At 61.7% G+C, this 23,300-nt stretch carries 23 protein-coding genes; 10 read left to right on the top strand and 13 right to left on the bottom strand.

What is annotated here, in order from left to right; all coding sequences use genetic code 11:
* Positions 1–154 precede the first annotated feature (154 nt).
* From QAZ22_RS23820 to QAZ22_RS23800, 5 genes are all read left to right on the top strand, one after another.
* Entirely contained in the window at positions 155–1,435 is a 1,281-nt protein-coding gene (locus QAZ22_RS23820; RefSeq protein ID WP_278203182.1) for a protein kinase, read from the top strand.
* 54 nt (positions 1,436–1,489) lie between these two features.
* Entirely contained in the window at positions 1,490–2,623 is a 1,134-nt protein-coding gene (locus tag QAZ22_RS23815) for an AAA family ATPase (RefSeq protein WP_278203181.1), read from the top strand.
* Between the two features lie 8 nt (positions 2,624–2,631).
* Entirely contained in the window at positions 2,632–4,077 is a 1,446-nt protein-coding gene (locus QAZ22_RS23810) for a hypothetical protein (protein WP_278203180.1), read from the top strand.
* 232 nt (positions 4,078–4,309) lie between these two features.
* Positions 4,310–5,011, top strand: a complete 702-nt coding sequence (locus QAZ22_RS23805; protein WP_278203178.1) for an SOS response-associated peptidase — start codon at positions 4,310–4,312, stop codon at positions 5,009–5,011.
* Positions 5,012–5,086: 75 nt separating this feature from the next.
* Positions 5,087–5,812, top strand: a complete 726-nt coding sequence (locus tag QAZ22_RS23800; RefSeq protein ID WP_278203177.1) for a hypothetical protein — start codon at positions 5,087–5,089, stop codon at positions 5,810–5,812.
* Positions 5,813–5,821: 9 nt separating this feature from the next.
* On the opposite strand, the gene QAZ22_RS23795 is transcribed toward QAZ22_RS23800, so the two are convergent.
* Complete coding sequence (locus QAZ22_RS23795; protein WP_278203175.1) at positions 5,822–6,223, bottom strand: hypothetical protein; 402 nt, start codon at positions 6,221–6,223, stop codon at positions 5,822–5,824.
* A gap of 14 nt (positions 6,224–6,237) precedes the next feature.
* Here QAZ22_RS23795 and QAZ22_RS23790 point away from each other — a divergent pair, with 14 nt between their 5' ends.
* Complete coding sequence (locus QAZ22_RS23790) at positions 6,238–6,444, top strand: hypothetical protein (protein ID WP_278203174.1); 207 nt, start codon at positions 6,238–6,240, stop codon at positions 6,442–6,444.
* A gap of 210 nt (positions 6,445–6,654) precedes the next feature.
* On the opposite strand, the gene QAZ22_RS23785 is transcribed toward QAZ22_RS23790, so the two are convergent.
* The 10 genes from QAZ22_RS23785 to QAZ22_RS23740 all read right to left on the bottom strand — a co-directional run bounded on the left by QAZ22_RS23785 (position 6,655) and on the right by QAZ22_RS23740 (position 16,272).
* Entirely contained in the window at positions 6,655–6,900 is a 246-nt protein-coding gene (locus QAZ22_RS23785) for a MoaD/ThiS family protein (protein ID WP_278203173.1), read from the bottom strand.
* Positions 6,901–6,961: 61 nt separating this feature from the next.
* Positions 6,962–9,226: a xanthine dehydrogenase family protein molybdopterin-binding subunit gene (locus tag QAZ22_RS23780; RefSeq protein WP_278203172.1), complete on the bottom strand. Its 2,265-nt coding sequence runs from the start codon at positions 9,224–9,226 to the stop codon at positions 6,962–6,964.
* A gap of 3 nt (positions 9,227–9,229) precedes the next feature.
* Positions 9,230–9,706, bottom strand: a complete 477-nt coding sequence (locus QAZ22_RS23775) for a (2Fe-2S)-binding protein (protein ID WP_278203170.1) — start codon at positions 9,704–9,706, stop codon at positions 9,230–9,232.
* Positions 9,706–10,566: a xanthine dehydrogenase family protein subunit M gene (locus tag QAZ22_RS23770; RefSeq protein ID WP_278203169.1), complete on the bottom strand. Its 861-nt coding sequence runs from the start codon at positions 10,564–10,566 to the stop codon at positions 9,706–9,708. The genes QAZ22_RS23775 and QAZ22_RS23770 overlap by 1 nt, the downstream gene beginning before the upstream one ends.
* Positions 10,567–11,060: 494 nt before the next feature.
* Positions 11,061–11,642 (bottom strand): TetR/AcrR family transcriptional regulator, encoded by a 582-nt coding sequence (locus QAZ22_RS23765; RefSeq protein ID WP_278203168.1) that lies wholly within the window; start codon positions 11,640–11,642, stop codon positions 11,061–11,063.
* Positions 11,643–11,789: 147 nt separating this feature from the next.
* Positions 11,790–12,098 carry a cupredoxin family copper-binding protein gene (locus tag QAZ22_RS23760; RefSeq protein ID WP_278203167.1) on the bottom strand — a complete coding sequence of 103 codons (309 nt, stop codon included), beginning with the start codon at positions 12,096–12,098 and terminating at the stop codon, positions 11,790–11,792.
* Positions 12,095–12,619 (bottom strand): DUF4142 domain-containing protein, encoded by a 525-nt coding sequence (locus QAZ22_RS23755; RefSeq protein ID WP_278203166.1) that lies wholly within the window; start codon positions 12,617–12,619, stop codon positions 12,095–12,097. Before QAZ22_RS23755 ends, QAZ22_RS23760 begins: the two co-directional genes overlap by 4 nt.
* Positions 12,620–13,006: 387 nt before the next feature.
* The gene (locus tag QAZ22_RS23750) at positions 13,007–13,711 is read right to left on the bottom strand and encodes an RNA polymerase sigma factor (protein ID WP_278203165.1); all 705 of its coding nucleotides are present in this window, start codon (positions 13,709–13,711) and stop codon (positions 13,007–13,009) included.
* 88 nt (positions 13,712–13,799) lie between these two features.
* The gene (locus QAZ22_RS23745) at positions 13,800–14,885 is read right to left on the bottom strand and encodes an HPP family protein (RefSeq protein ID WP_278203164.1); all 1,086 of its coding nucleotides are present in this window, start codon (positions 14,883–14,885) and stop codon (positions 13,800–13,802) included.
* Between the two features lie 217 nt (positions 14,886–15,102).
* Positions 15,103–16,272, bottom strand: coding sequence for a cystathionine beta-lyase (locus QAZ22_RS23740; protein WP_278203162.1), 1,170 nt, complete (start codon positions 16,270–16,272; stop codon positions 15,103–15,105).
* Positions 16,273–16,830: 558 nt separating this feature from the next.
* On the opposite strand from QAZ22_RS23740, the gene QAZ22_RS23735 reads away from it, so the two are divergent.
* From QAZ22_RS23735 to QAZ22_RS23720, 4 genes are all read left to right on the top strand, one after another.
* Complete coding sequence (locus tag QAZ22_RS23735; RefSeq protein WP_278203161.1) at positions 16,831–17,859, top strand: amino acid ABC transporter substrate-binding protein; 1,029 nt, start codon at positions 16,831–16,833, stop codon at positions 17,857–17,859.
* 64 nt (positions 17,860–17,923) lie between these two features.
* On the top strand, positions 17,924–19,111 hold the full coding sequence (locus QAZ22_RS23730; RefSeq protein WP_278203159.1) for an amino acid ABC transporter permease: 1,188 nt from the start codon (positions 17,924–17,926) through the stop codon (positions 19,109–19,111).
* A gap of 4 nt (positions 19,112–19,115) precedes the next feature.
* Complete coding sequence (locus QAZ22_RS23725) at positions 19,116–20,273, top strand: amino acid ABC transporter permease (protein ID WP_278203158.1); 1,158 nt, start codon at positions 19,116–19,118, stop codon at positions 20,271–20,273.
* 77 nt (positions 20,274–20,350) lie between these two features.
* Entirely contained in the window at positions 20,351–21,154 is an 804-nt protein-coding gene (locus QAZ22_RS23720) for an amino acid ABC transporter ATP-binding protein (RefSeq protein ID WP_278203157.1), read from the top strand.
* Between the two features lie 472 nt (positions 21,155–21,626).
* On the opposite strand, the gene QAZ22_RS23715 is transcribed toward QAZ22_RS23720, so the two are convergent.
* Positions 21,627–22,853, bottom strand: coding sequence for an FAD-dependent monooxygenase (locus QAZ22_RS23715; protein ID WP_278203155.1), 1,227 nt, complete (start codon positions 22,851–22,853; stop codon positions 21,627–21,629).
* 28 nt (positions 22,854–22,881) lie between these two features.
* The gene (locus QAZ22_RS23710) at positions 22,882–23,127 is read right to left on the bottom strand and encodes a zinc-finger domain-containing protein (protein ID WP_278203154.1); all 246 of its coding nucleotides are present in this window, start codon (positions 23,125–23,127) and stop codon (positions 22,882–22,884) included.
* Positions 23,128–23,300 lie beyond the last annotated feature (173 nt).

Below are 23,300 nucleotides of genomic sequence, written 5' to 3'. Positions count from 1 at the left end.
TGTTCACAACGACGGTGATTCGGCCTTGCTCGGTCAGTCTCAAAGTGTCATTTTTACATTTGACTACTTCCGGTCAAGACTTCTTTGCAGTAATAAATGCTGCGAATTGGGTGGCAGATTACGTCAGCTCTGCCGACTATAGAGGAACATTGCGTTGAATCTCGTAAACGTAACAGAGATAGCGAAAAGGCTCTGCAGCACGCGTGGTTGGACGGCACCTGAATACATCGATAACGGGGCGTCGGCAGCGGTCTTCAAAGTAGTGACTGCCGATGGCCCTGCAGCTCTCAAGATCTACGATCCTGAGTTCTTCGAAGGGGAGAACGCCCTTATCGAGGCAAAGAGGATCGATCTACAGCGCGAACTGAAAGGCCATGGATCCCCCTTCCTAGTCGAAGTTCTCGATGCAGGCGAACTTAAGGAAGACGGAACTTGGTATCTTCTGATGGAGTTCTGCCCGTGGAAATCGCTCGAAAGGCGACTTGAAGATGTCCCCGACAACAAGGTCCACCACCTTGTAAAGCAACTTGTGCAAGCGGTGAATTTCTTGGATGCCAAAGGCTTAGTTCATCGCGATATAAAACCTGCCAACATTGTGGTATCTGATGATTTCGATCATTTGAAACTTCTGGATTTTGGAGTGGTGCGTCGCATAGCATATGACGAAGGAAATGGAACCGACGGGAATAAGTTCATAGCCACTGCGCAGTACAGCCCACCAGAATTCCTATCAAGAGATGAGGCTCCTGGAGAGACCGGATTTAGAGCAATCAATCTTTACCAGGTCGGGGCAGTGCTGCACGACCTTATTACAAAGGCGCCTATATTCGCGGAAGAAAAGGCTACCAAGAACAAGTTCAAGTTATTCAAGGCGGTAACCGAAAAGCGGCCGCGAGTCGTAAGCGCATCAGTACCTCCACGATTGATTGCCCTTTGTTTGGCCGCACTAGAGAAAGATCCGACGATTCGTGCCGCCGGCGTTCAGCTCGACGATTTCTTGGCTGACGCTGACCATCTAGACGCACTTCGTCGACGAGTTGGCCGGGGTAGACGAGGTGAAGCGGTCGCAGCAAGTCCATCTATAGCGGTTTGGAGCAAAAAGGTCAGGTCTTGGGGCATGGAAGCGGCGAAGCTCGAATCCGACACGTTAGGCGCAGTTACCATGAAAGAACAGAGAGCTTCACAGGGAGTCCGGTGGCAACTCAATTTTGCTTCTGCTGACGTTCCCATCTATTTGGACTTGGCACGAATTGACGATGGCTTGTCTGTGCGGGTCATCAGTGCTCCTGAAACGGAAGGTACCCCTGCCGTGCTGACGATTTATGCCGATGGCCCCGACCTGCCTGAAACTGGCATTCCCGGTGTTTTGGCGGCTCAGTATCTTTATGCACTAGACATCGCGCTAACCGGCCAGGCCACGTCTGCATCGGCATAGGCATAGGCATAGGCATAGGCATAGGCATAGGCATAGGCATAGGGGGAGTATTTCGTGAACGAAACTTGGTGGGTCGATCCGTCACAGTTGGATGATGATCAAAAGGCTATTCTGACTGCCACTGCAGACAGCTCGCTTTTGATCTTAGGTCCGCCCGGATCCGGAAAGACCAACATCCTTATGTTGAGGGCTAACTATGTTCGTCCGATAGGAGCGCGGCAAATGGTTTTGACCTTTACCCGCGCGCTTGCTGAGCACCTGCGGTCAGGCCCGAATGTAGGTCGTGCTGATCAAATTCAGAGGGGAGAGATATCCACCTTCATGGCATGGGCGAGAGCTACGATCCGGAATCATGGTGGGACCTTGCCGGACGACAGCGATAGTTTCGATGAGGAGCGCCGCTCCGTTGTCGATGCGCTTGAGGAAACAGTGGAGCACCAAAGACTTGGTAAGCTTTATGATGTCATTTTCGTTGATGAGGTACAGGATTTCTGGGAGAGCGAACTGCAGCTAATTCATCGGCTTGCTAGTCGCGTCAACTTTGCCGGCGACATACGACAGCGAATTTGGAAAGGAGAGGGTCTCAAAGCCGCAACGGCTATCGCCGATGAGACCATGGAGCTGAGTCGCCACTATCGAATTGGCGAGAAGATATGCGAATATGCTGATCAGATACTGCCTCCCAAGGCTGACCAAGCGCCGCTTCTGGAAGGATGCAACTATCCTGAACGGCTTCGTCCGTCGTCAGTCGAAGCGATTCCGTGCGCAGATGAAAATGAAATGATTCAAAAATGCATTGCGAAGGTGAAGGAGCAGCTTCGCTACATAACGGAAGAGCCTATTGGTGTGATCGGGCCGCTCAACGATTCCTTAGACAGGTTCATGGCGGCCGCCAGTGCCGATCCCTTACTTTCATCAATCACGGTGCGCCAAAAGAGCAACGATTATCACGCTTATAACGATAGCAGCCGTGTTCGTGTTATGACCGTCTATGCGGCAAAAGGGTCGGAATTTCGAGCTGTACATCTCTTCGAAGGAGAGGAGTTCAAGTCGCACAACAGGGAATTGGCCTTCACGGCTGTCACCCGTGCCAAAACAGAAGTGTCCGTCTATCATGTCGGCCCACTTCTCGGTCACATGGTGCCGGCGAGCGGCGAACTGACGACCGACCTATCCACTCTGTTCTGAGATATAACATGCCTGAAACCTTTCGTGGTGGCCATTTCGAGCGCGACGCCCTCCCGGAGGCGATGACGCAGTTTGCGCGCCTGCCAGTGGAGCCGAAGATTTGGGAGCGTTTCGTGCGTCAACGACCTCCCGCTCGCGGTGGGGCAGTTGGGAGTTGGAGTGCCACATTGGGTGACCCATTGGCAGAGGTGTTGGTGGTTCGCGATGAGGACTTCATAGACACTCTGGCGTGGCTCAATTCTTACTTCCCGGCGCTGTCACCCGTAAGTCAATGGTGCCGCATCCTTCCGGAATCCCAAGCTGAACGCATAGCCAGCCGACCTCCGACCGTAACTCTTGGAAGTATGCTGGGTGCATGGGTTGGCGTAGTTCTGGCCGAATGCAGTGTACAAGCTGGGGGAATCCAAAACTTACGAGATGTACCCGGTTCAGCCGCCGCGTCAACCGCCAGCTTTGCGGCCGGACGAGCCGCCGCAGTGTGGAGCAACGACGTCAATTTCGTTGAGCTAGCACGTCGCCACGACGAGCTTTCGCAAAGTCTACGGGAAGGCAGCCGCCCCCTCGCGGCTGATGCTTTAGTCCCTCTGTGGTTTGTGCTGAGCGGGCGCGTCGGCAAAACCATGTACAGCAGCCAACAGGCTCTGGAGCCATTGATCAGTATTCTGTCGCATATAGCTCAGCAATCGGGGGAATTGGAAACGGCCGAACTTGTCGCGAGGACGGCTATGCAAGCTCGAGATTACTTTGACCTGCCAGAACTGACCTTCTGTGCTCAAGGGCCTCAGGTCGAACGGGTTCGAGCGCTTGATCGACTGGCTGAACGTTTGGCATCTGGACCTCGCTCTCCCGCTATCGATGCTCTTCTTGGCCTAGGAGCAAGCTTTGTCGATCCGGGAGTGGCGGTTGCGCCGGAGTTGTTGCGCCGGCACGCCCGTGCATTACCGCTGGCGCCAATCTGGCAAGGTGCATTTGCCGGTGCCATGACACCCCTGCGCGTGATGTCCGATCAAGGGGGGTTAGGTCGTCTCGTTGCAAAGGGCCTCCTCGCAGCTGATGACTTTCAGGGGCGTCCTTCCTGTGACATCGCTTACGAGGAGCTTTCTAGGTGGATCACACCGGGTAGGTCACTCAAGCTCGATGTACGTGGCGCGTCCGCTCGTGTCCTATCCGTTGAATTGGTGTTGGGGGTAACGAGCGCATTTCCTTATGGCCGCAGCGATATCACCTCTCCCAACTTAGCTCTTCCCAAAGCAGAATCGACACGGAACTCGACTGACCGAGTTAGGAACGGACGCAGTCTGCAGGATTTGGACTTTGCGCTGCAAAATCTACAGAAACGCATCGAGCGGCTTGAGGAGCAAGGGGGCAATTTTCAGCGCAGCTTGGCACTTCCGGAACCAAAGGAGAATAGAACTCGTCGAAGTGGGCGAAATGCTCCGGACAAGAAAACGTAGGAGCATGAGCGATTTCCATTGCGCTGCTTTCGCTCCGCCATAGACACTACCTGTCATCCTCGCCAATCCCGGCAGCAGAAAAATCCCCGTCTCTGGCGGTAGTTCCGTCGACCACGTAACATGGTAGATCGCTCCGTCGATCGCCACCGCGATCTCGCAGTCGATCCAGGCTCGATGCCGGATACTGTTCCTCCACTGGCGAACGCCGCCTCGTTGATGCACATTCGAAGGTATGTGCAATCTTTATAATATCACCACCAGCCAAGACGCCATTCGCGAATGGACCCGCGCCATGCGGGACATCATGGGCAACCTTGAACCATCCATTGATATCTATCCCAACACGCCCGGTCCGGTGGTCCGCAATGCCGCCGATGGCCAACGTGAGCTTGCCAATCTCCTGTGGGGAATGCCGTCGCCGCCCGAGCGAGTGAAGGGCAAAGCGGATTACGGAACCACCAACGTTCGCAAGACCAACTACTTCCATTGGCAACAGTATCTCGGGGTCGAGCACCGTTGCGTGGTGCCGGTGACGAGCTTCGCGGAGCCCAGCCCGGTTGACGTGAAAGACCCCGAGACAGGCATCAAGAAGAACTATTGGTTTGCCCTGAGCGAGGATCGCCCGTTGTTCTTTTTTGCCGGGCTTTGGACGGCTTGGCACGGCATGCGAAAAGCGAAGGCTGATCCGGCCGACCACGAAGTCTACGGATTTCTGACTACCGAACCCAATGCCCTCATAGCGCCGATCCATGAGAAGGCCATGCCGGTGATCCTCACCACGCGGGAAGAGGTTGAGGCTTGGCTCACAGTTCCGTGGTCGGAAGCGCGGCACATGCAGCGGCCAGCCCCGGACGATGCCCTGGTGATTGTCGAGAAGCCCGCCACGCAGATCAAGTTTCCGCAGCATATCTCCACACAAGGCTCGTTATTTTAGACTGTAGGCTTAAAATCCGCCGTTGGAAGTGGTATTGTCTCTTTCTGCTGGGATCGGCGGCGCGGGGAGGTTAAATTGAGTAGCGGGGACGGTGAAGGTTATGCGGGAAAGCTGAAACAATTTTCGTATTTCGAGTTTGTGCAATTTGCGATTTCTGTAGGTTTCTTGCTAATACTTATCAAGTTGGGACATGACGATAAAGATGCCCAATACGATGTCATGTTTCTGACACTCTTGTCTTTGGCATGCGGTTCGTTTTTTGTATTTTTGCCGGTTTCAGCATCGCTTGATTTGCGCTGGCTAAAGGCTACTGGTGGGGCGGCGATATTTGGGGCGATTATGTGGATAACGGTTCCCAATGCGCAAAAGCACAATGAGGCTCACGCCCCTCTTTTGCAGACTAAACAGGACCTAGAGCAGAAACTGCTAGACGCCAACAAAAGCATTGATGCTCTTAACATTCAAAATGGCAAGCTCATAAGCGACCTGAAAGATGCTAACGAGCGAGCAAACAAGCTGCAGACGGACTCAATAGCGAAGCTTGGCGACGCGGATGCCTGTCTGGCTCAGAAGGCATTGTTTAAGGGATATTTTACGAATATTTCCAATAGGTTGAATGATGTAAAATCGTCAACTAACACCGGAATTGAACTGTCCCGAGCGGCTGCGAGCAATACGAGCGATGTTGCGACTTGCACGCTGCGTGGTTCGCAGGCGGCTTCTTCTCTAAAGGTGGCGGACGACAACATCCAAATTATTGAGCAGACTGTTGCCGCAGCCCTGGGAGCCGCAGGGCAATAGGATACAAAACTAAAGATCGTCACGCCAGATCACCCGCCGCACCATGCGAACCTCCACAAGTCGCCTTATGCGTATCTTCACGCCTTGGACGGCGCTGGGCAGCAGAATGTCCACATCGAACTCTCGCCGCCCGCATCGTTCGCACCGCATGCGCCGCTCGACGTCCCAGAACGGAATGTCCCCCATCAGCTTGAGGAGGTCGCCCGGCAGGTAGTAGCGCGTGATGTTGCAGTTGATGCACCGGACGCGAACGAACTGCCCGATCTCATGGGCGCGGCTTAACGTCTGGACAAAGCGTCTGCTTCTGCTACTCGGTTCCGGCATGAGATACGGATAGGAACCCATTCCTTGCCGAGTCAATTCGACCTTGACAATTTTGTTCCTCTTTTGTTCACTGCGAGCTTCCAGCATCAGGAGTGTCGGAAATGGACCACATTGTCAGGCTCGACAGCCGCCAAGAGGCCGCGCTTCAGGCCACGGCCGACAAGTTCATTGCCCTTCACAAGGGAGATCCCGTGAAGGCGCTCAAGGAAATGATCGTGCTCAACGGGCACCTCCAACAGCAGCTCGATGCGCTGTCGGGGTCGAGGCAGAAGCCGTTGGAAAGACTGGGAAATGCTGGTTTTGGATAAGCCACGGGTTAAGGCCGGGGATAAGCCCCATAATCCATAAGCCAGAATCCAAATTCCAAACAGAAAGCTGTCGCTTTCTCTTTGGACAAACCGGGGAAGCGCGAAGGCAAAAAATGGTAGCAGCGCGAGGACACGCCATGCAGCGAGGCGGAAAGAGCCAGCCGGTTCAGCTGTCGTGGTCACCACCGAGCAGGCGAGGGAGGTCCCGCCTCACCCCCCCGCCAGCCGCGGCAGCAGAAAAATCTCCGCTCCCTGCGGCAGTTCCTTACTCCACGTATCGCGATAAATCGTCCCGTCGATCGAAACCGCTATCCCACGATCGATCAGCGGTTCGAGGCCGGGATACTGTTCCGCGAGCTTGCGGAACAGCTCCCTGATGTCCTTGGCCTCGACCTCGACCTTGCTCTGGCCTCCGGCGAGCGCGCCTAGCGATCCCCAGAGCGTGACTTCGACCATTATCCCCAGATCCTCATCGGGATGGTGATGCCAGCTGAAAACCGCTTCGCGCTTTTCGGCATTAGCCCTCCCGTTCGGCCTCCAGCGCCGCAAGAATCCGCGGTGGCGACATCGGGATGTGGCTCATGCGCACGCCGACTGCGTTCGACACCGCATTGGCGATCGCCGCCAGCGGCGGCACGATCGAGGTCTCGCCGACGCCGCGCACCCCATAGGGGTGGTTGGGGTTGGGGATCTCCAGGATCTGCGTGTCGATCATCGGCAGGTCCGAGCACACCGGGATGCGGTAGTCGAGGAACCCCGGGTTCTGCAGCCGCCCGTCCTTGCCGTAGATATACTCCTCGTTGAGCGCCCAGCCGATGCCTTGCGCCGCACCCCCCTGGTACTGGCCCTCGACATAGGTCGGGTGCACCGCCTTGCCGGCGTCCTGCACCACCGTGTAGCGGATCACCCTGGTCGAGCCAGTCTCGGGGTCGACCTCGACGTCGCAGATATGGGTGGCGAAGGAGACGCCCGCGCCGTCGGCGACGAGCTCGCTATGGCCGGCGATCGGCCCGCCGGTCTTGCCGGACTGCGCCGCGATCTCCTTCAGCGACAGTTTTCCGAGATTGCCGTGCTTCTCGCCCTTGGCGACGGCGTGGCCGGCTTCCCAGGCGACGTCGTCGACCGAAATGTCCCACATCTGCGCCGCGCGCTCGCGCAGCACCTTGATCGCGTTGCGGGCGGCCGAGATGGTCGCCATCGAGGAGGAGAAGGTGCCGCGGCTGCCGTCGGTCATGTCGTTGTAACCGAGGGAAGAGGTGTCGGCGACGATCGCCTTGACATGGGCGTAGTCGATGCCGAGTTCCTCCGCCGCGACCAGCGACAGCGAGGCGCGGGAACCGCCCACGTCCACCGTGCCGACGGCCAAGGAGACCGAGCCGTCCATGCCGATGTTCAAGTCGGTGCAGGTCTGGCCGCCGAAGTTGAACCAGAAGCCGCAGGCCATGCCGCGCCCCTGGTTTGCTTTCAGCGGCGCCTTCATGTGCGGGTGGTTCTTCACCGCCTCCAGCGTCGGGCCGATGCCGATCGGGCCGTAGACCGGTCCGTAGGAGGCGCGGGTACCTTCCTGCGCCGCGTTCTTGATGCGGAACTCGACCGGATCCATGCCGATCTCCTTGGCGAGCTCGTCGACCGCGCTTTCCACCGCGAACGCCGCCATCGGCGCCGAGGGCGCGCGATAGGCCGCGGTCTTCGGCCGGTTGACCAGCACCTCGTAACCGACCGTCTTGACGTTCTCGAGCTTGTAGCAGGCGAAGGCCGTCATGGCGCCGATCTCCGCCCACATGCCGGCATAGGGGCCGCAGCTATAGCGCAGCGTCGCTTCGGCAGCGGTGATGGTGCCGTCCTTCCTGGCGCCTATTCTGACGTCGATCGAGGTGGCGCTGGTCGGGCCTGAGGCGCGGAACACCTCGTCGCGGGTCATCACCAGCTTCACCGGCCGGCCGGCCTTGCGCGACAGCGCGAGCGCCACCGGCTCGGCCCAGACATGCGTCTTGCCGCCGAAGCCGCCGCCGATCTCGGAGGAGGTGACGCGCAGCTTCGAGGCCTCCAGCCCGAGCAGCTGGGCGCAGTGCTGGCGGTAGACGAAATGGCCCTGCGTGCAGACCCACAGGTCCGCCGTGCCGTCCGCGTTGACGCTCGCCACGCAGGCATGCGGCTCGATATAGCCTTGGTGCGTCTGCTCGGTCTTGAAGGAGCGCTCGACGACGAAATCGGCCTGGGCGAAGCCCTGATGGACGTCGCCATGGCCGTATTGCGTGCGCTTGGAGACGTTGGAGGGCTTGACCGGCTTTTCTTCCAGCCCCTCGGTGAAGATGGCGTCGTTGATCAGCGGCGCGTGGTGGTTCATCGCCTCGTCGACATCGGTCACATGCGGCAGCACCTCATAGTCGACCTCGATCAGCTTCAGCGCCTGCCTGGCGGTGCGGGCGTCGATCGCGGCGACCGCGGCCACCGCATGGCCGTCATAGAGCGCCTTGGTGCGCGCCATGCAGTTGTCGAGGATGTCGAACATGGCGGCATCGCCGTCGGTCAGGTCGGGCAGGTCTTTCGCGGTGATCACCGCCTTCACGCCGGCGAGCTTTTCCGCCTTCGAGGTGTCGATCTTCCTGATGACCGCATGGGCGTGCGGGCTGCGCAGCACGCGGCCGACAAGCTGCCCGGCCATGTTGAAGTCGGCGCCGTAGCGGGCGCGTCCCGTCACCTTGTCGACGCCGTCGGGGCGGATCGGGCGCGTGCCGACGGAAGCGAATTTTCGGCCTGAAAAGCGCGGATCGAAATTCATGGCTTACGCTCCCTTCATCACGTTTGCCGCATCCTGGACGGCGCGCACGATCTTGTCATAGCCGGTGCAGCGGCAGAGGTTCCCGGCGAGGCCGAAGCGGATTTCCTCCTCGGTCGGGGAGGGGTTCTTCGCCAAAAGGTCCTTCGCCGCAATCAGGAAACCTGGCGTGCAGATGCCGCATTGCAATGCCGCATGCTCCAGGAATTTCTGCTGCAGCGGATGCAGCTGGTCGCCATGCGCCATGCCCTCGATGGTCTCGATCTGGCGACCTTCGGCTTCCGCGCCCAGCACCAGGCAGGAGCAGACCAGCCGGTCGTCGACGATGACGCTGCAGGCGCCGCAGTCGCCGGTGCCGCAGCCTTCCTTGGCGCCGGTGAGCCCCAGCCGGTCGCGCAGCACTTCGAGCAGCGTCTCGTCGGGCTGGCACAGATACTCGACATGATCGCCGTTGATTGTCGTTGAAACCGCTACACCGGCCATCACTTGCCTCCTGCACGCTTGTAGGCGAGCTCTGCGACCCGTTTGGCCAGCACGCCCGCAACTTTCCGTCTGAATTCGATGGTGCCGCGCTTGTCGTCGATGGGACGGCAGGCGCCCGAGCACACCTTGGCGAGCCGCTCCAGCGTCGCCTCGTCCGGCTTCCTGCCGATGAGGACTTCCGCGGCCTCCTCGACCAGCAGCACCGTGGGTGCGGCGGCGCCCAGCGCCACGCGGGCCGATTTGATGATGCCTTGCTCATCGATGGTCAGGTTCACGCCGGCGCTCACCACTGCGATGTCCATCTCGGTCCGCGGAATGAAGCGCTGATAGGCGTCGCCGGAATGCGGCGCGCGCTTGTCGAGCAGGATCGCCTCGATGATCTCGCCCTTGGCGAGCGAGGTGCGGCCAGGCCCGGTCGGCACGCTCTCGACGGCAATGGTGCGCTTGCCCGAAGGCCCGGCCACCACGGCCTTGGCGCCGGCAGCCACCAGCGCCGGCACGCTGTCGGCGGCGGGCGAGGCATTGCACAGATTGCCGACGATGGTGCAGCGTCCCTGCACCTGCTTCGAGCCGATCAGCTTGGCGGCTTCGACGACGCCGGGCCATGCCTTCTTCAGCGCCGAGTTCTCGCCCAGCACCGCGCAGGGCACCGCTGCGCCGATCCTGAAACCGTCGGCCGTTTCGGTAATGTCGCTCAAGCCGGCGATCGCCTTGATGTCGACGATCAGCTCGGGCTCGACAAAGCCGCCCTTCATCCTGACCAGCAGGTCGCTGCCCCCGGCAAGGATTGCGGCCGGGCCGGCCGCGCCGGCCAAAAGGCCCACGGCATCTTCCATTGATTGCGGACGTATGTAGCGCATCGTCTCCCCTTGGTGGTCATGATCAGATCGACCGTTATAAAGGCTCTCCTTATAATGACCATCCGCTTCCTGCGTTGCACCATCGAAGTCAGGCGGGTTGGCCCTAATCCTTGCCTCGGATTTTGGTCCAGCGCGCTGGGTGTTCCTTAGCATAGACATTTAGACCGGTGCCTGCATTGGCAGAGCGCATGCCTTGGCGATTGGCCGAAATGCCTATCCTTCGTCATCCTCGGGCGGAGCGGGAAGCGAAGCGTACCGCGTAGACCCGAGGATCCATACCGTGACTTCAGAGCGCTGCAGCGATGCAGAATTCTGCTCCGCTTGCCCCCTTCGATCAAGGTAACGGCATGGATCCCAGGGTCTCCGCGACGGAGCTTCGCTCCTGCTTCGCCCTGGGATGACGAGGTTGGGGGCTCGCAACGAGCCGGCCAAGCCCGACGCAGCCATGCAGCGGCACGGCGGCGGTGCTGCGCTGCCCGGTTCGAAGCCGGGATTCAGGCCGCTTGCATACGCGCCCGCACCAGCGTCGCGGCGGCGTGACCGGCGGCCGTGATATAGTCGGGATCGTGGTGGATCAGCATGCTGGAAAAGGCGCCGTCCATCAGAAGTACGATCTCGCGTGCCAGCATCTTCGGCTCGCGCACGCCATGGCTCGAAAGCTCGCCCGCCAGCCATCTCTCGAAATTGCTCTTGTGCCGGGAGCCGGCCTTCACCGCCGGGTGGCCGGGCATCGCGGCGAGCTCGGCGGCCGTGCGCAAGAAGCCGCAGCCCTTCCATTTGACGTGCCGCGCCACACGCGCCAGGTGGGTGAAGATCGCCGTGACCTTCTTGTCCGCGCCGCCTTCCGCGGCCTCGAACCAGCCGGCCATCTGCTTGAGGTTCGGCTGGTCGCGGCTGTCGAGATAGGCCGTGATCAGCTCGTCCTTGCTCTTGAAATGGTAGTAGAGCGTGCGCTTGGTCAGCCCCGCCTTTTCCGCCACAGCGTCGACGCTGACGCGGCCGATGCCTTCGGCATAGAAGAGTTTCGCCGCCGCGTCGACGAGGCGCTTTCTGGTCGGATTGGCCTTTTCGCTCATCCGCGAAGTATACCGACCAGTGAATATACAAACAAGAGAAAGCTGATCCCTTTGCGGCCGCCAGCCTGCTTGCGACGGTTCATCGATGCATGTCGCCCGGCCAAGCGAGGCGCGGCGCGCCGCGCTCGCGTTGGACCGGGCGGCGGATCAAGGCGAGACCTCGACATGACCCTTCATGTTGGGGTGGAAGCGGCAGAAATAGTCGACCGCTCGCGGCTGCTTGAGCGTGACCTTCCCCTTCGACTTCGGCGGGATCATCACGTCCCAATCGCCCGTCACCGTCGCGGTGTGGGCGATCACGTCCTTGTTCGTCCACTCGATCGTGTCGCCCACCTTGGCCTTAACGCTCGCCGGCGAGAAGACCAGCTTGTCGATCGTCACCTCGATGGTGGCGGCGAGCGCCGGCGAAGCGACGAGCGCCAGCGCGACCGAGAGTGGCAGAAAACTCGTTTTCATTTCAGCGCGCCGGCGACATGTTCGGCATGCTGCTCATGCCCTTGGAAGATCTTGAGCCCGGTTTCGAGCAGGCTCTTCAGCTCGGCATTGCTGGCCGAGGGGATGAGCAGTGTTTCGAGCGCGCTGTCGACCTGCTTGTGATAGGCAACCTCGTTCTCGATATAGGCCTTGTCGAAGGCCGCGCCCTTGAGCTTGGCGAGCTTCGCGCGCTCCTCTTTCGCCGCCTTCACCAGCGCCTGGCTGGTGGCGTTGTCTTGCGGTGTGACCTTCAGCTTCTTCACCAGATCGAGCGCCTGTTTGTTCACCGCCTCATGGTCGCGCTCCATGTCCTTGGCGAAGTCGACCACTTCCTTGGTCCTCGATTTCTTGATCGCCTGTTTTGCGGCCTCGATGTCGATCGTGCCGGCCGTGTAGGCGATATGCGCGATCTGCGGGTCGGTTGGCTTCTCGGCGGCCTGCGCATAAGGCGCGGCGCTTACGAGGAGGAAGGCGGCGAGAGCTGCGGTCGGTCGGATAAACATGGCATCTCCTTCGCCCGGCACATCGGCAGCGGGCTTCATCTGGGGGTTGACGGAGATTGGATGCGGAGAGGAGCGAAACGTTCCCGGGAAAAGCGCGGGACGTCTCGAAACGAAACGATGTCGGGCGGCTCTTTAACGACACACGCTGGAGGTCGGCCGAAACGCCCCTCACTTCGTCATTCTGGGGCGGAGCAAGGAGCGAAGCGACGCAGCGCAGACCCCAGAATCCATGCCGTGACGCCTGAGCGCTGCAGCGGTGCAGAATTATACTATCGACGATCAGGCCCGGCCTCAATTCTCGGCCGTCGCATCCCCGGTCGACGTAACGGCATGGATCCTCGGGTCTGCGCGTCCGCTTCGCTGCCGCTACGCCCGAGGATGACGAACTCAATCGCCGAATCCCAGCCTCTTCATCACCGCTGCCGTCAGCCTGTCGCAGCGCCGGCCGGCGAACGGGAAGGCGTCGAGCAGCACCGGGCCGATCTCGTCGTCCAGCGCCTTGCGCACCAGGCTACGCGCCCGGTGCAGCCTGGTCTTCACCGTCTCCGGCCGGATGCCCAGCACCTCCGCCGTCTCCTCGATGCTCAGCCCCTCGATGACGCGGGCGACGAAGACGCTGCGATAGACATCGGGAAGGCTGTCTGTCGCCCGTTCGACGAGCCCGAGGATCTGTCGCTGCGCCATCGTCCGCTCCGGATCATCACTTGGGTTCAAACCACTCTGATTCAGGGGAAACCGGATGATCTGCGCCTCCGGGTTTTCAGGCATCACCACGACATGCTTTCGCTTGCGCAACCGGCCGAGCGCCTCGTTGATGACGATTCGCGACAGCCAGGTGGAGAGCGAGGCATCGCCGCGAAACGTATCGAGGCCGGCGAAGGCGCGCATATAGGCTTCCTGCACGATGTCCTCGGCCTCGGCGTCGTTGCGCACCACGCCGCGTGCGATGCGGTAGAGCCGCTGGTTGTGCGTCTTGATGATTGCGCGGAAGGCTCCCGCCTCGCGCGCAAGCGCCCGGCGCACCAGCGCCATATCGCTGGCGATAGCGTCCGCCGCCGAAATCGCGGCGGCCTGCAGTGCGGACTTTCTCATCGCGCCCCTATCTCCCGACAGGCGTTGCATCCGACAATTGGACGCGGTTGCCGGCAAAAGGTTCCCGGGTTTCCGGACCCGTCAGGCGCTATGCTACAGCTTTCAGCGGCGGCCTGTCTGCAGCCTGCACGCGCGCGGCGGCGGCCAGCAGGTCGGTCTGCGTGATCAGGCCGAGAATATGCCGCCCCGCGTCCACGATCACCACCGCATGGCTGTGCCCGTCCGTCAGCACCGGCAGCAGGCTCATCGCCGGCGTGTCGGGCGAGGCGGTGCCGGCCTTCGACATCACGCCCTTCACCGTGTCGGTCGCTCTCGTCAGCTCGCGTAGGCCGACGGCGCCGACGAGCTTCGCCTCGGCGTCGACCACCGGCAAGGTGCGGATGTTGTGGTCGAGAAGTTGCTTGCGCGCCTCGTCGGCGGTGGCGTTCTCCGGCACCGAGATCACGTCGCGGGACATGATGTCTTTGCAAAGCAGCGTGCGGTGCGAACGCACCATCGCCTGCAGCTCGACCTGGCGCAGCAGCCTTTCGACGTCGTCGCGGTCGATGTCGAAGGTCTCGTCGAGCGCCGCAAGGGCGGCATCGACATCCTCGGGTCGGAAGCCGACGCGCTCCGCCGGCGGCCGGTCGGCGGTGCCGTGGCTGTTGGCCACTGGCACGTGCACATGCGGATAGTTGCGCCGCGACAGCTTGTGGAACAGGAAACCCAGCGTCACCAGGATGACAGAGTTCAGCGCCACCGGCACGAAGGGAAACAGGAAGCCGGCGGCGGCCACGGCCGGCCCGCCGAGCACGCCGGTCAGCGCCGCGGCGCCGCCCGGCGGATGCAGCGATCGCGTGAACGACATGGCGGCAATGGCGAGCGCCACGGCGAGGCCGGAGGCGATCACCGGGTTGTGCACGAAATGCGCCACGGTCACGCCGACCAGCGCCGAGATCGTGTTGCCGCCGATGATCGACCAGGGCTGCGCCAGCGGGCTCGACGGCACAGCAAACAACAGCACGGCGGATGCGCCCATTGGCGCCACCAGCATCGCCACATGCGGGCCGCTGCCCATGGCGAGCCCGCTGATCACACCGGTCAATGCGATGCCGATGGTGGCGCCGATGCAGGCGGTGAGCCGTTCGCGAAGCGTGGCGCCGGCAAGGATCGGAACGAAGAGGCGGAACGCCATGGCGGGTCCTGGGAAGAGTGGTGATTTTTGCGGTCGCCCGCAATGCCGCCGAAGCCACGGATTTGGAAGCCAAACCAATCCGCGAATTCGCGACCGAGGAAAATATTATTGCGCGATGAGGCGCGTGCGGCATGCCGTCAGCGGCCTCCGCTTTCTCAATTACGCCAAGGCGTTGAGGGCGTTTGCGGACTCAATTGATGAGCGCCCGCCCGGTTACTCAGGCTTCGGCCGCCGCTTTCAGGCCGCGCTGGATGTCGGCCTTGAGGTCCTCGACATCTTCCAGCCCGATCTGCAGGCGGATCAGCGGCCCGGCATAGGAGCCCTTGGCGATGGTACGGTCGCCGAGGAAGACCGGCACGGCAAGGCTTTCATAGCCGCCCCAGGAATAGCCGAGGCCGAATATCTTCAGCGCGTCGAGGAAGGCGTGCTGCTGTTTTTGCCCACCGCCGTTGAGTACGATCGAGAAGATACCGCTCGAGCCGCAGAAGTCGCGCTTCCAGAGCGCGTGGTCGGGGTGGCTCGGCAGCGCCGGATGCAGAACCTCAGCCACGCCCGGCTGCTCTTCCAGCCAGCGCGCGATATCGAGCGCGCTCTTCTGGTGATGCTCGAGCCTCACCCCCATGGTGCGCAGGCCGCGCAGCACCTGGTAGACGTCGTCCGGGCCGGAGCAGCAACCCAGCGTGCAGAAGCCCTCATAGAGCTTCTTCCAGCAGGCCTCGTTGGCCGACACCGTGCCGAGCAGCACGTCCGAATGGCCGGCCGGATATTTGGTCGCAGCATGGATGGAGATGTCGACGCCGTGATCGAGCGGCTTGAAATAAAGCGGCGTCGCCCAGGTATTGTCCATCATGACGATCGCGCCGGCGGCGTGCGCCGCCTTGGCGATCGCCGGAATGTCCTGCACCTCGTAGGTGTTCGATCCCGGCGATTCGGTGAATACAACGGTCGTGTTGGGCTTGATCAGCCGGGCGATGCCGGCGCCGATGCGCGGATCGTAGTATTCGACCTCGACGCCGAGGCGCTTCAGCATGGTGTCGGCGAAATTCCGCGTCGGGTGATAGACCGAATCGACGATCAGCAGATGGTCGCCGGCCGAGACGAAGGTGAGCAGGGGGACAGTCACCGCCGCGAGGCCTGACGGCACCGCGATCGTGCCGGCCGACCCTTCGAGCGCGTCGACGGCGAGCGTGAGGGCATCCATGGTCGGCGTGCCGCGCGTGCCATAGGTGTACTTCTGGCTGCGCGAAGCCATCGCGGCGGCGTCGGGGTAGAGCACCGTCGAGGCATGCACGACCGGCGGATTGACGAAGCCGAAATAGTCGCGCGGATTGTTGCCGGAATGGGCAAGCCGCGTGTTGATGCCGATCTTGCTGCCGTCTGTCGCCATGGTTCGTCGCCTGTCGTAGTGTGTCAGGAGGCCAGCCATAGAGCGGCGGAACTGGCGGCGCAACTGCTCGGCACCCGCCAAGCGACGGTGTTTGGATGGGCCAAATGAAGATCGCCGGCTGATCGTTTTGCGCCCGTTGCGCGCTTCGCGTGCGCCCTTTGCCGAAGGCGTCCCGGCCTGCCATCCTCCAGCCATGAATCATGCCAGTCCTTCCTTTCGGGGCGACAGTAGTAACCGGCTGGAATTCACGTAACGTGGGAAATTTCCATGTGGCCAGATTTGCCGGTTTCGTTTGCAGCTCTTGACCAGTTCGCGGGCGCTTTTGGCTGCAATTCGGGCATTCGCGGCAATCGGTTTTCAAACGTGTCGCAATTCGGTCATTTCCCTTGACCTCACAGGAATAATCGCCTTCGATGCGTTTCGTGAATGGGAGGCAGTGCATCGCAACGATGCGGGCCCGGGAGTGGGTCGAAGTGGGAGCTGCATTCACGCATGAAAAAAGATCAGGGCTGCCTGGGAAGCAGGGGCGCCTGTAAAGCAGAAAAGGGTCTGAGGGTCATGAAACACATTGCAATCGGCATTCTTGGCGCCGCCGCGCTCGGGTTCACGGCATCGGCAGCTTCGGCCGGCACGCTGGATACCGTGAAGCAGAAGGGCTTCATCCAGTGCGGCGTCTCGACCGGCCTCGCCGGCTTCTCCGCGCCGGACGACAAGGGGGAATGGCAGGGCATCGACGCCGACTTCTGCCGCGCCGTTGCGGCCGCCGTGTTCGGCGATGGCACCAAGGTCAAGTTCACCCCGCTCAGCGCCAAGGAACGCTTCACTGCACTGCAGTCGGGCGAGGTCGACGTCCTGTCGCGCAACACCACCTGGACGATCAATCGCGACACCGCGCTCGGCCTGAACTTCGTCGGCGTCACCTATTATGACGGCCAGGGCTTCATGATCAACGCCAAGAAGCTGCCGGGCGTGAACTCGGCGCTGCAGCTTTCGGGCGCCGCCGTCTGCGTGCAGAGCGGCACCACGACCGAGCTCAACCTTGCCGACTACTTCAAGTCGAACAAGATGGAGTACAACCCCGTCGTGTTCGAGAAGCTGGAAGAAGTCAACGCCGCCTATGATGCCGGGCGCTGCGACGTCTACACCACCGACCAGTCGGGCCTCTACGGCATCCGCCTGACGCTGGGTGCGCCGGCCGACCATGTCGTGCTGCCCGAGATCATCTCCAAGGAGCCGCTCGGACCGGCCGTGCGCCAGGGCGACGATCAGTGGTACCACATCGTGAAGTGGACGCTCTTTGCGCTGATCAACGCCGAGGAGTACGGCATCACCAAGGCCAATGTCGACGAGATGAAGAACTCGGACAATCCCGAGATCAAGCGCATCCTCGGCCAGGAGGCCGACACCAAGATCGGCACTGATCTCGGCGTCTCCAACGATTGGGTCGTCAATATCGTCAAGGCCGTGGGCAACTACGGCGAGATGTTCGACCGCAATGTCGGCTCCGGCAGCCCGCTCAAGATCGCGCGCGGCATCAATGCGCTGTGGACCAAGGGCGGCCTGCAATACGCTCCGCCGATCCGCTGATCGAAATGTGATCCGGGGGGCAGGTCGTCTGCCTCCCGGGTTTCTCTTTTCAGGGGATTGTCGCATGGCATCGCAGGAAATCCTTCGCGAGGGGCCGAGCAGCGGCTCCTTGATCAATGACCCGAAAATACGCAGCCTCTTCTTCCAGACGCTGGTCATCGTCCTTGTGTTCGGCTCGATCTGGTGGATCGTCCATAACGTCATCGACAATCTGCAGCGCTTGCATATCGCGTCCGGCTTCGGCTTCCTGAAGGGCAGGGCAGGCTTCGATATCTCCGACACGCCGATCGCCTACAACTCGGACTCGACCTATTTCCGCGCCATCCTCGTCGGCCTGCTCAACACGATCATCGTCGCCTTGGCTGGCATCGTCATCGCCACCATCGTCGGCTTCATCATCGGCATCGGCCGGCTGTCGCATAACTGGCTGATCCGCAAGATCTGCACGGTCTATGTCGAGATCTTCCGCAACATCCCGCCGCTGCTGGTCATCTTCTTCTGGTACTCCGGCGTGCTGGCCGTGCTGCCGCCGCCGCGCGAAAGCATCCATCTGCCTTTCGGCTCCTTCCTCAATCAGCGCGGCTTCTATTTCCCGCGCGCCATATGGGGCGACGGCTCGTGGTTGATCCTGGTCGCGCTCCTCGTGGCGTTCGCCATGGCCTGGTTCGTCGCCCGCCGGGCGCACCAGCGACAGATGGCGACCGGGCAGCAGTTCCCGGTGTTCTGGACATCCGTCGCCCTGATTGTCGGCCTGCCTGTGCTCGCCTTCCTGCTTGGCGGAATGCCGCTCAGCTTCGATTTTCCGAAACAGTCGACCTTCAACCTGACCGGCGGCTTCCAGGTCAAACCGGAATTCCTGTCGCTCTTGCTGGCGCTCTCCTTCTACACGGCCGCCTTCATCGCCGAGATCGTGCGCGCCGGCATCAGGGGCGTCAACAAGGGCCAGACCGAAGCTGCCGCAGCGCTCGGCCTGCGCTCCGGGCCGATCCTGCGCCTGGTCGTGGTGCCGCAGGCGATGCGCATCGTCATCCCGCCGATGACCAGCCAGTATCTGAACCTGACCAAGAACTCCTCGCTGGCGATCGCCATCGGCTATCCCGATCTCACCGCCACAGCCGGCACGGTGCTCAACCAGACGGGGCAGGCGGTCGAGGGCGTGTTCATCATGATGATCGCCTATCTGGTGCTGAGCCTCGTCACCTCCGCGGTGATGAACGTGGTCAACGCCAGAATGGCGCTGGTGGAGAGGTAGGGCCATGCAGGAACACGATATGTCCTGGGTGCGCACCGAGATGGCTCTCGCCCAGCCGGCGCCACCCAGTGAGCGCGGCCTCTACGCATGGGTGCGCAAGAACCTGATCGCGTCTGTGGGCGACACGATCCTTACTGTCCTCGGCATTGCCATAGTGGCCTGGATCCTGCCGCAGGTCATCAACTGGGCCTTCATCAACGCCCAGTGGACCGGGCCTAACCGCAGCGTCTGCGCCACGGTCTCGCAGGGCGGCGTCCAGCCCGACGGCTGGACCGGCGCCTGCTGGGCCTTCGTCAACGCCAAGTTCGGCCAGTTCATGTTCGGCACCTATCCGATCGAGGAGCGCTGGCGGCCGATCCTCGTCGCCATCCTGTTCGTGGCGCTCCTGGTGCCGATGCTGATCCCGCGCGTGCCGCGCAAGGGGCTGAACGCCATCCTGCTCTTCCTGGTGCTGCCGATCGTCGCCTTCTTCCTGCTGGTCGGAGGCGTCTTCGGATTGCCGTATGTCGAGACGGCGCGCTGGGGCGGTCTGCTGATCACCCTGAGCCTCTCCTTCGTCGGCATCGCCGTGTCGCTGCCGCTCGGCACCGTGTTGGCGCTCGGCCGGCGTTCGAAGATGCCGATCGTCAAGATGCTGTGCGTGATCTTCATCGAGACGGTGCGCGGCATACCGCTGATCACAGTGCTGTTCTTCGCCAGCGTTATGCTGCCGCTGTTCCTGCCGGCTGGCGTCACCTTCGACAAGTACCTGAGGGCGCTGATCGGCGTGTCGCTGTTTGCCGCCGCCTACATGGCGGAGGTGGTGCGCGGCGGCCTGCAGGCGATCCCGAAGGGGCAGTATGAGGGCGCCGATTCGCTCGGCCTCGGCTATTGGCAGAAGATGGGCCTGATCGTGCTGCCGCAGGCGCTCAAACTGGTCATCCCCGCCATCGTCAACACCTTCATCGGCATGTTCAAGGACACCAGCCTGGTGCTCATCATCTCGATCTTCGACCTGTTGGGCGTGGTCAAGCAGAACCTGTCCGACGCCAACTGGGCGACGCCGCAGACCGCCAGGTCCGGGCTGATCTTCGCCGCCTTCGTGTTCTGGCTGTTCTGCTTCGGCATGTCGCGCTATTCAATGTACACCGAACGCCGGCTCGACACCGGCTACAAACGCTGATGCATGTCGCCCAAAAGCCCGTAGCGGTTTTGGGACAACGACATGCATCAAATCGAACGATAAAAGGGGAATTGGCCATGGCCACCGAAAACGCCGTCAGCGCCGAAGAAATCAAGGTCGATGCCAAGAAGATGCATATCTCGACCACCGATGTCGCCATCGACATCATCGGGATGCACAAATGGTATGGCGAGTTCCATGTGCTGAAGGACATCAACCTCAAGGTGATGCGCGGCGAGCGCATCGTCATCTGCGGTCCGTCCGGCTCCGGCAAGTCGACCATGATCCGCTGCATCAACCGGCTGGAAGAGCATCAGAAGGGCAAGATCATCGTCGACGGCAAGGAACTCACCAACGATCTGAAGAAGATCGACGAGGTGCGCCGAGAGGTCGGCATGGTGTTCCAGCACTTCAACCTGTTCCCGCACCTCACCATCCTGGAGAACTGCACGCTGGCCCCGATCTGGGTGCGCAAGACGCCGAAGAAGCAGGCCGAGGAAATCGCCATGCATTTCCTGAAGCGCGTCAAGATCCCGGAGCAGGCCAACAAATACCCCGGCCAGCTGTCCGGCGGCCAGCAGCAGCGCGTGGCGATCGCCCGCTCGCTCTGCATGAACCCGCGCATCATGCTGTTCGACGAGCCGACCTCGGCGCTCGACCCCGAAATGATCAAGGAAGTGCTGGAGACGATGGTTGGCCTCGCCGAGGAAGGCATGACCATGCTTTGCGTCACCCACGAGATGGGCTTTGCCCGCAAGGTCGCCAACCGCGTCATCTTCATGGATCAGGGACAGATCGTCGAGCAGAACACCCCGGCCGAGTTCTTCGACCATCCGCGTCATGAGCGCACGAAACTGTTCCTGTCGCAGATCCTGCACTGAGCGATCGGAGAGCGATTTTGAGAAGCCCGGCCGGCGGCGCCGAAGCTGCCAATCTCCCCCCAAGTGGTCTAGGGGATGCACACATCTTCTGTGACCGGCGTGACTGATCGGGCTGGAGGCTTGATTGCCACGTGGTTCCGCCAATCCGTCGCTGCTTCGCAGCGCCACCTTTCCCCCCTCCGGAGGGAAAGGAAGGGAGCGTTGCTGGACGAGCGCTGGCGGTAAAACGCTTGGCGCCTTTCCTCTACCCCGTCGATCGGGGGAGAGGTGGCTCGGCGAAGCCGAGACGGAGTGGGGGTCGACCAGCGCTGCGTTGGACAGTCATGCGCCAAGCCATGCACGCTATCGCCAAAGACCAGCCGCTTGGAAATGTGTGCATGTCGTAGCCCAAGTGGTGGAGATGTCCGGCAGGACAGAGGGGGGTGCTGTCCCGCCGGCCAATCCAATTTTGTCGGCCACCCACTAAAAGCCCCTACCGCCTCACAACCTTCTCCTCCCACCCGTAAAGCCAATCCAGATCCGCGGCGAGCTTCTCTGCCGGCCGTGTCGCCAGCACCAGGTTGCGGGCGATGGCCACCGGGCCCCAGGCGTGCCAGGCGAGGCGGTTGAGCGCGCCGCGCCCGAGCACCTTTTCGATGCGCGGGCGCCTGAGCTTTTCCCAGATGGTGAGGCTTTGCTTCGGATCGCTGGCTGCGATCAGGTTGGCGAGCATCGAGGCGTCCTCAATTCCCATCGCCGCGCCCTGCGCCGCGAACGGCGTCATGGCATGCGCGGCATCGCCGATCAGCGCGATGCCCTCCGGCATCGTCCAACGCCGTTGCTCGACGGTGTGGATCGGAAACGCTGTCCATGGTCCGGCGAGCGCGGCAAGCCGCGCCAGGGCCGCCGACGTGCCGCGCATGGCGCCGGCAAGAATGGCGGGGTCGGCATGGCCGGACCAGCCTTCCGCGATGCGCTCGCCCTTGGTGAAGGCGGCCAGGTTGACGGCGCTGCCCTTGCTCACCGGATAGGCGACCATATGGAAGCCCGGGTGCAGGAAGGTGGTGACGCAGTCGCCCGCGCCGGTCGCCGCAAAGGCCTGGCCGGCGGCGCTTTCCGCCGCCACCGTGGCGCGCCAGGCGAGCTCGCCGGAGAAGCGGTTCTTCCCGAAAGCTGAATCGATGCCCGCAAGCTGCCTGCGAACAGTCGACCAGACGCCGTCGGCGCCGACCAGCAGGTGTCCGGCGGCCTCGATCTTTCCGCCATCCGTTTCGGCTGTGACGGCGATGTTTTGCGGCTCGACAGTGATGTCCGTCACCCGCGCGCCGGTGACGAGTTGGATCTCGGGCAGCTCGGCCATCCGCATTGTCAGCGCAGTGTGCAGATCGGCGCGATGCGCGACCAGATAGGGCGCGCCCCAGCGGTTCTCCCCAGCCTGGCCCAGCGGCACCCGCGCCAGCTCGCGCAAGGTGGCGGCGTCCTTCAGCACCACCGCTTCCGGCCTGACGGCGCTTGTCGCCAAGCGGTCGAGCACGCCGAGCCGGCGCAGGATGCGGGTCGCGTTGGGGGAAAGCTGGAGCCCGGCGCCCACCACTTCGAGCTGCCTGGCCTGTTCCAGCACGGTCACGACGCAACCGCGCTCGGCAAAGGCGAGCGCCGCAGTCAGGCCAGCTATGCCGGCCCCGGCGATGACGACCTGCCGGGACCGCGCTTCAGTCATGATCTGGCAATCATCCGCGACCTGCTAGTCAGGCGGCCTGGTCGATATAGAGGCAGCCGGCAGGCTCCGTTTCCGTCGCCTTCAGCTTCGGCGAATAGCGGTAGAGCGTCGAGCAGTAGGGGCAGACCTTCTCATCGTCGTCGCCCATGTCGAGGAATACATGCGGATGGTCGAAAGGCGGATTGGCGCCGGTACACATGAATTCCTTGACGCCGATGTCGATGACCGGATGGCCCGCATCGTTCTGGAAATGGGGAATGGAACCGCCTGCCATCGTCGTCTCCTTCAGTTCGGACCCGTTTGCATCTGGATCATAACCTGCCAGTTTGCAAGATCGATGAAATGAAACTGTCGCAAAAGGCTGGCAGAGGATAAGTTGAGCCGGTTAAGCGCATGACCTCGGGGAACTACCGATTCCGTGACATCATGCGTCATGAAAGCGTGTTA

Source organism: Mesorhizobium sp. WSM4906, assembly GCF_029674625.1.
Taxonomy (GTDB): Bacteria; Pseudomonadota; Alphaproteobacteria; order Rhizobiales; family Rhizobiaceae; genus Mesorhizobium.
This window is presented reverse-complemented; position numbering and strand designations above follow the sequence as displayed.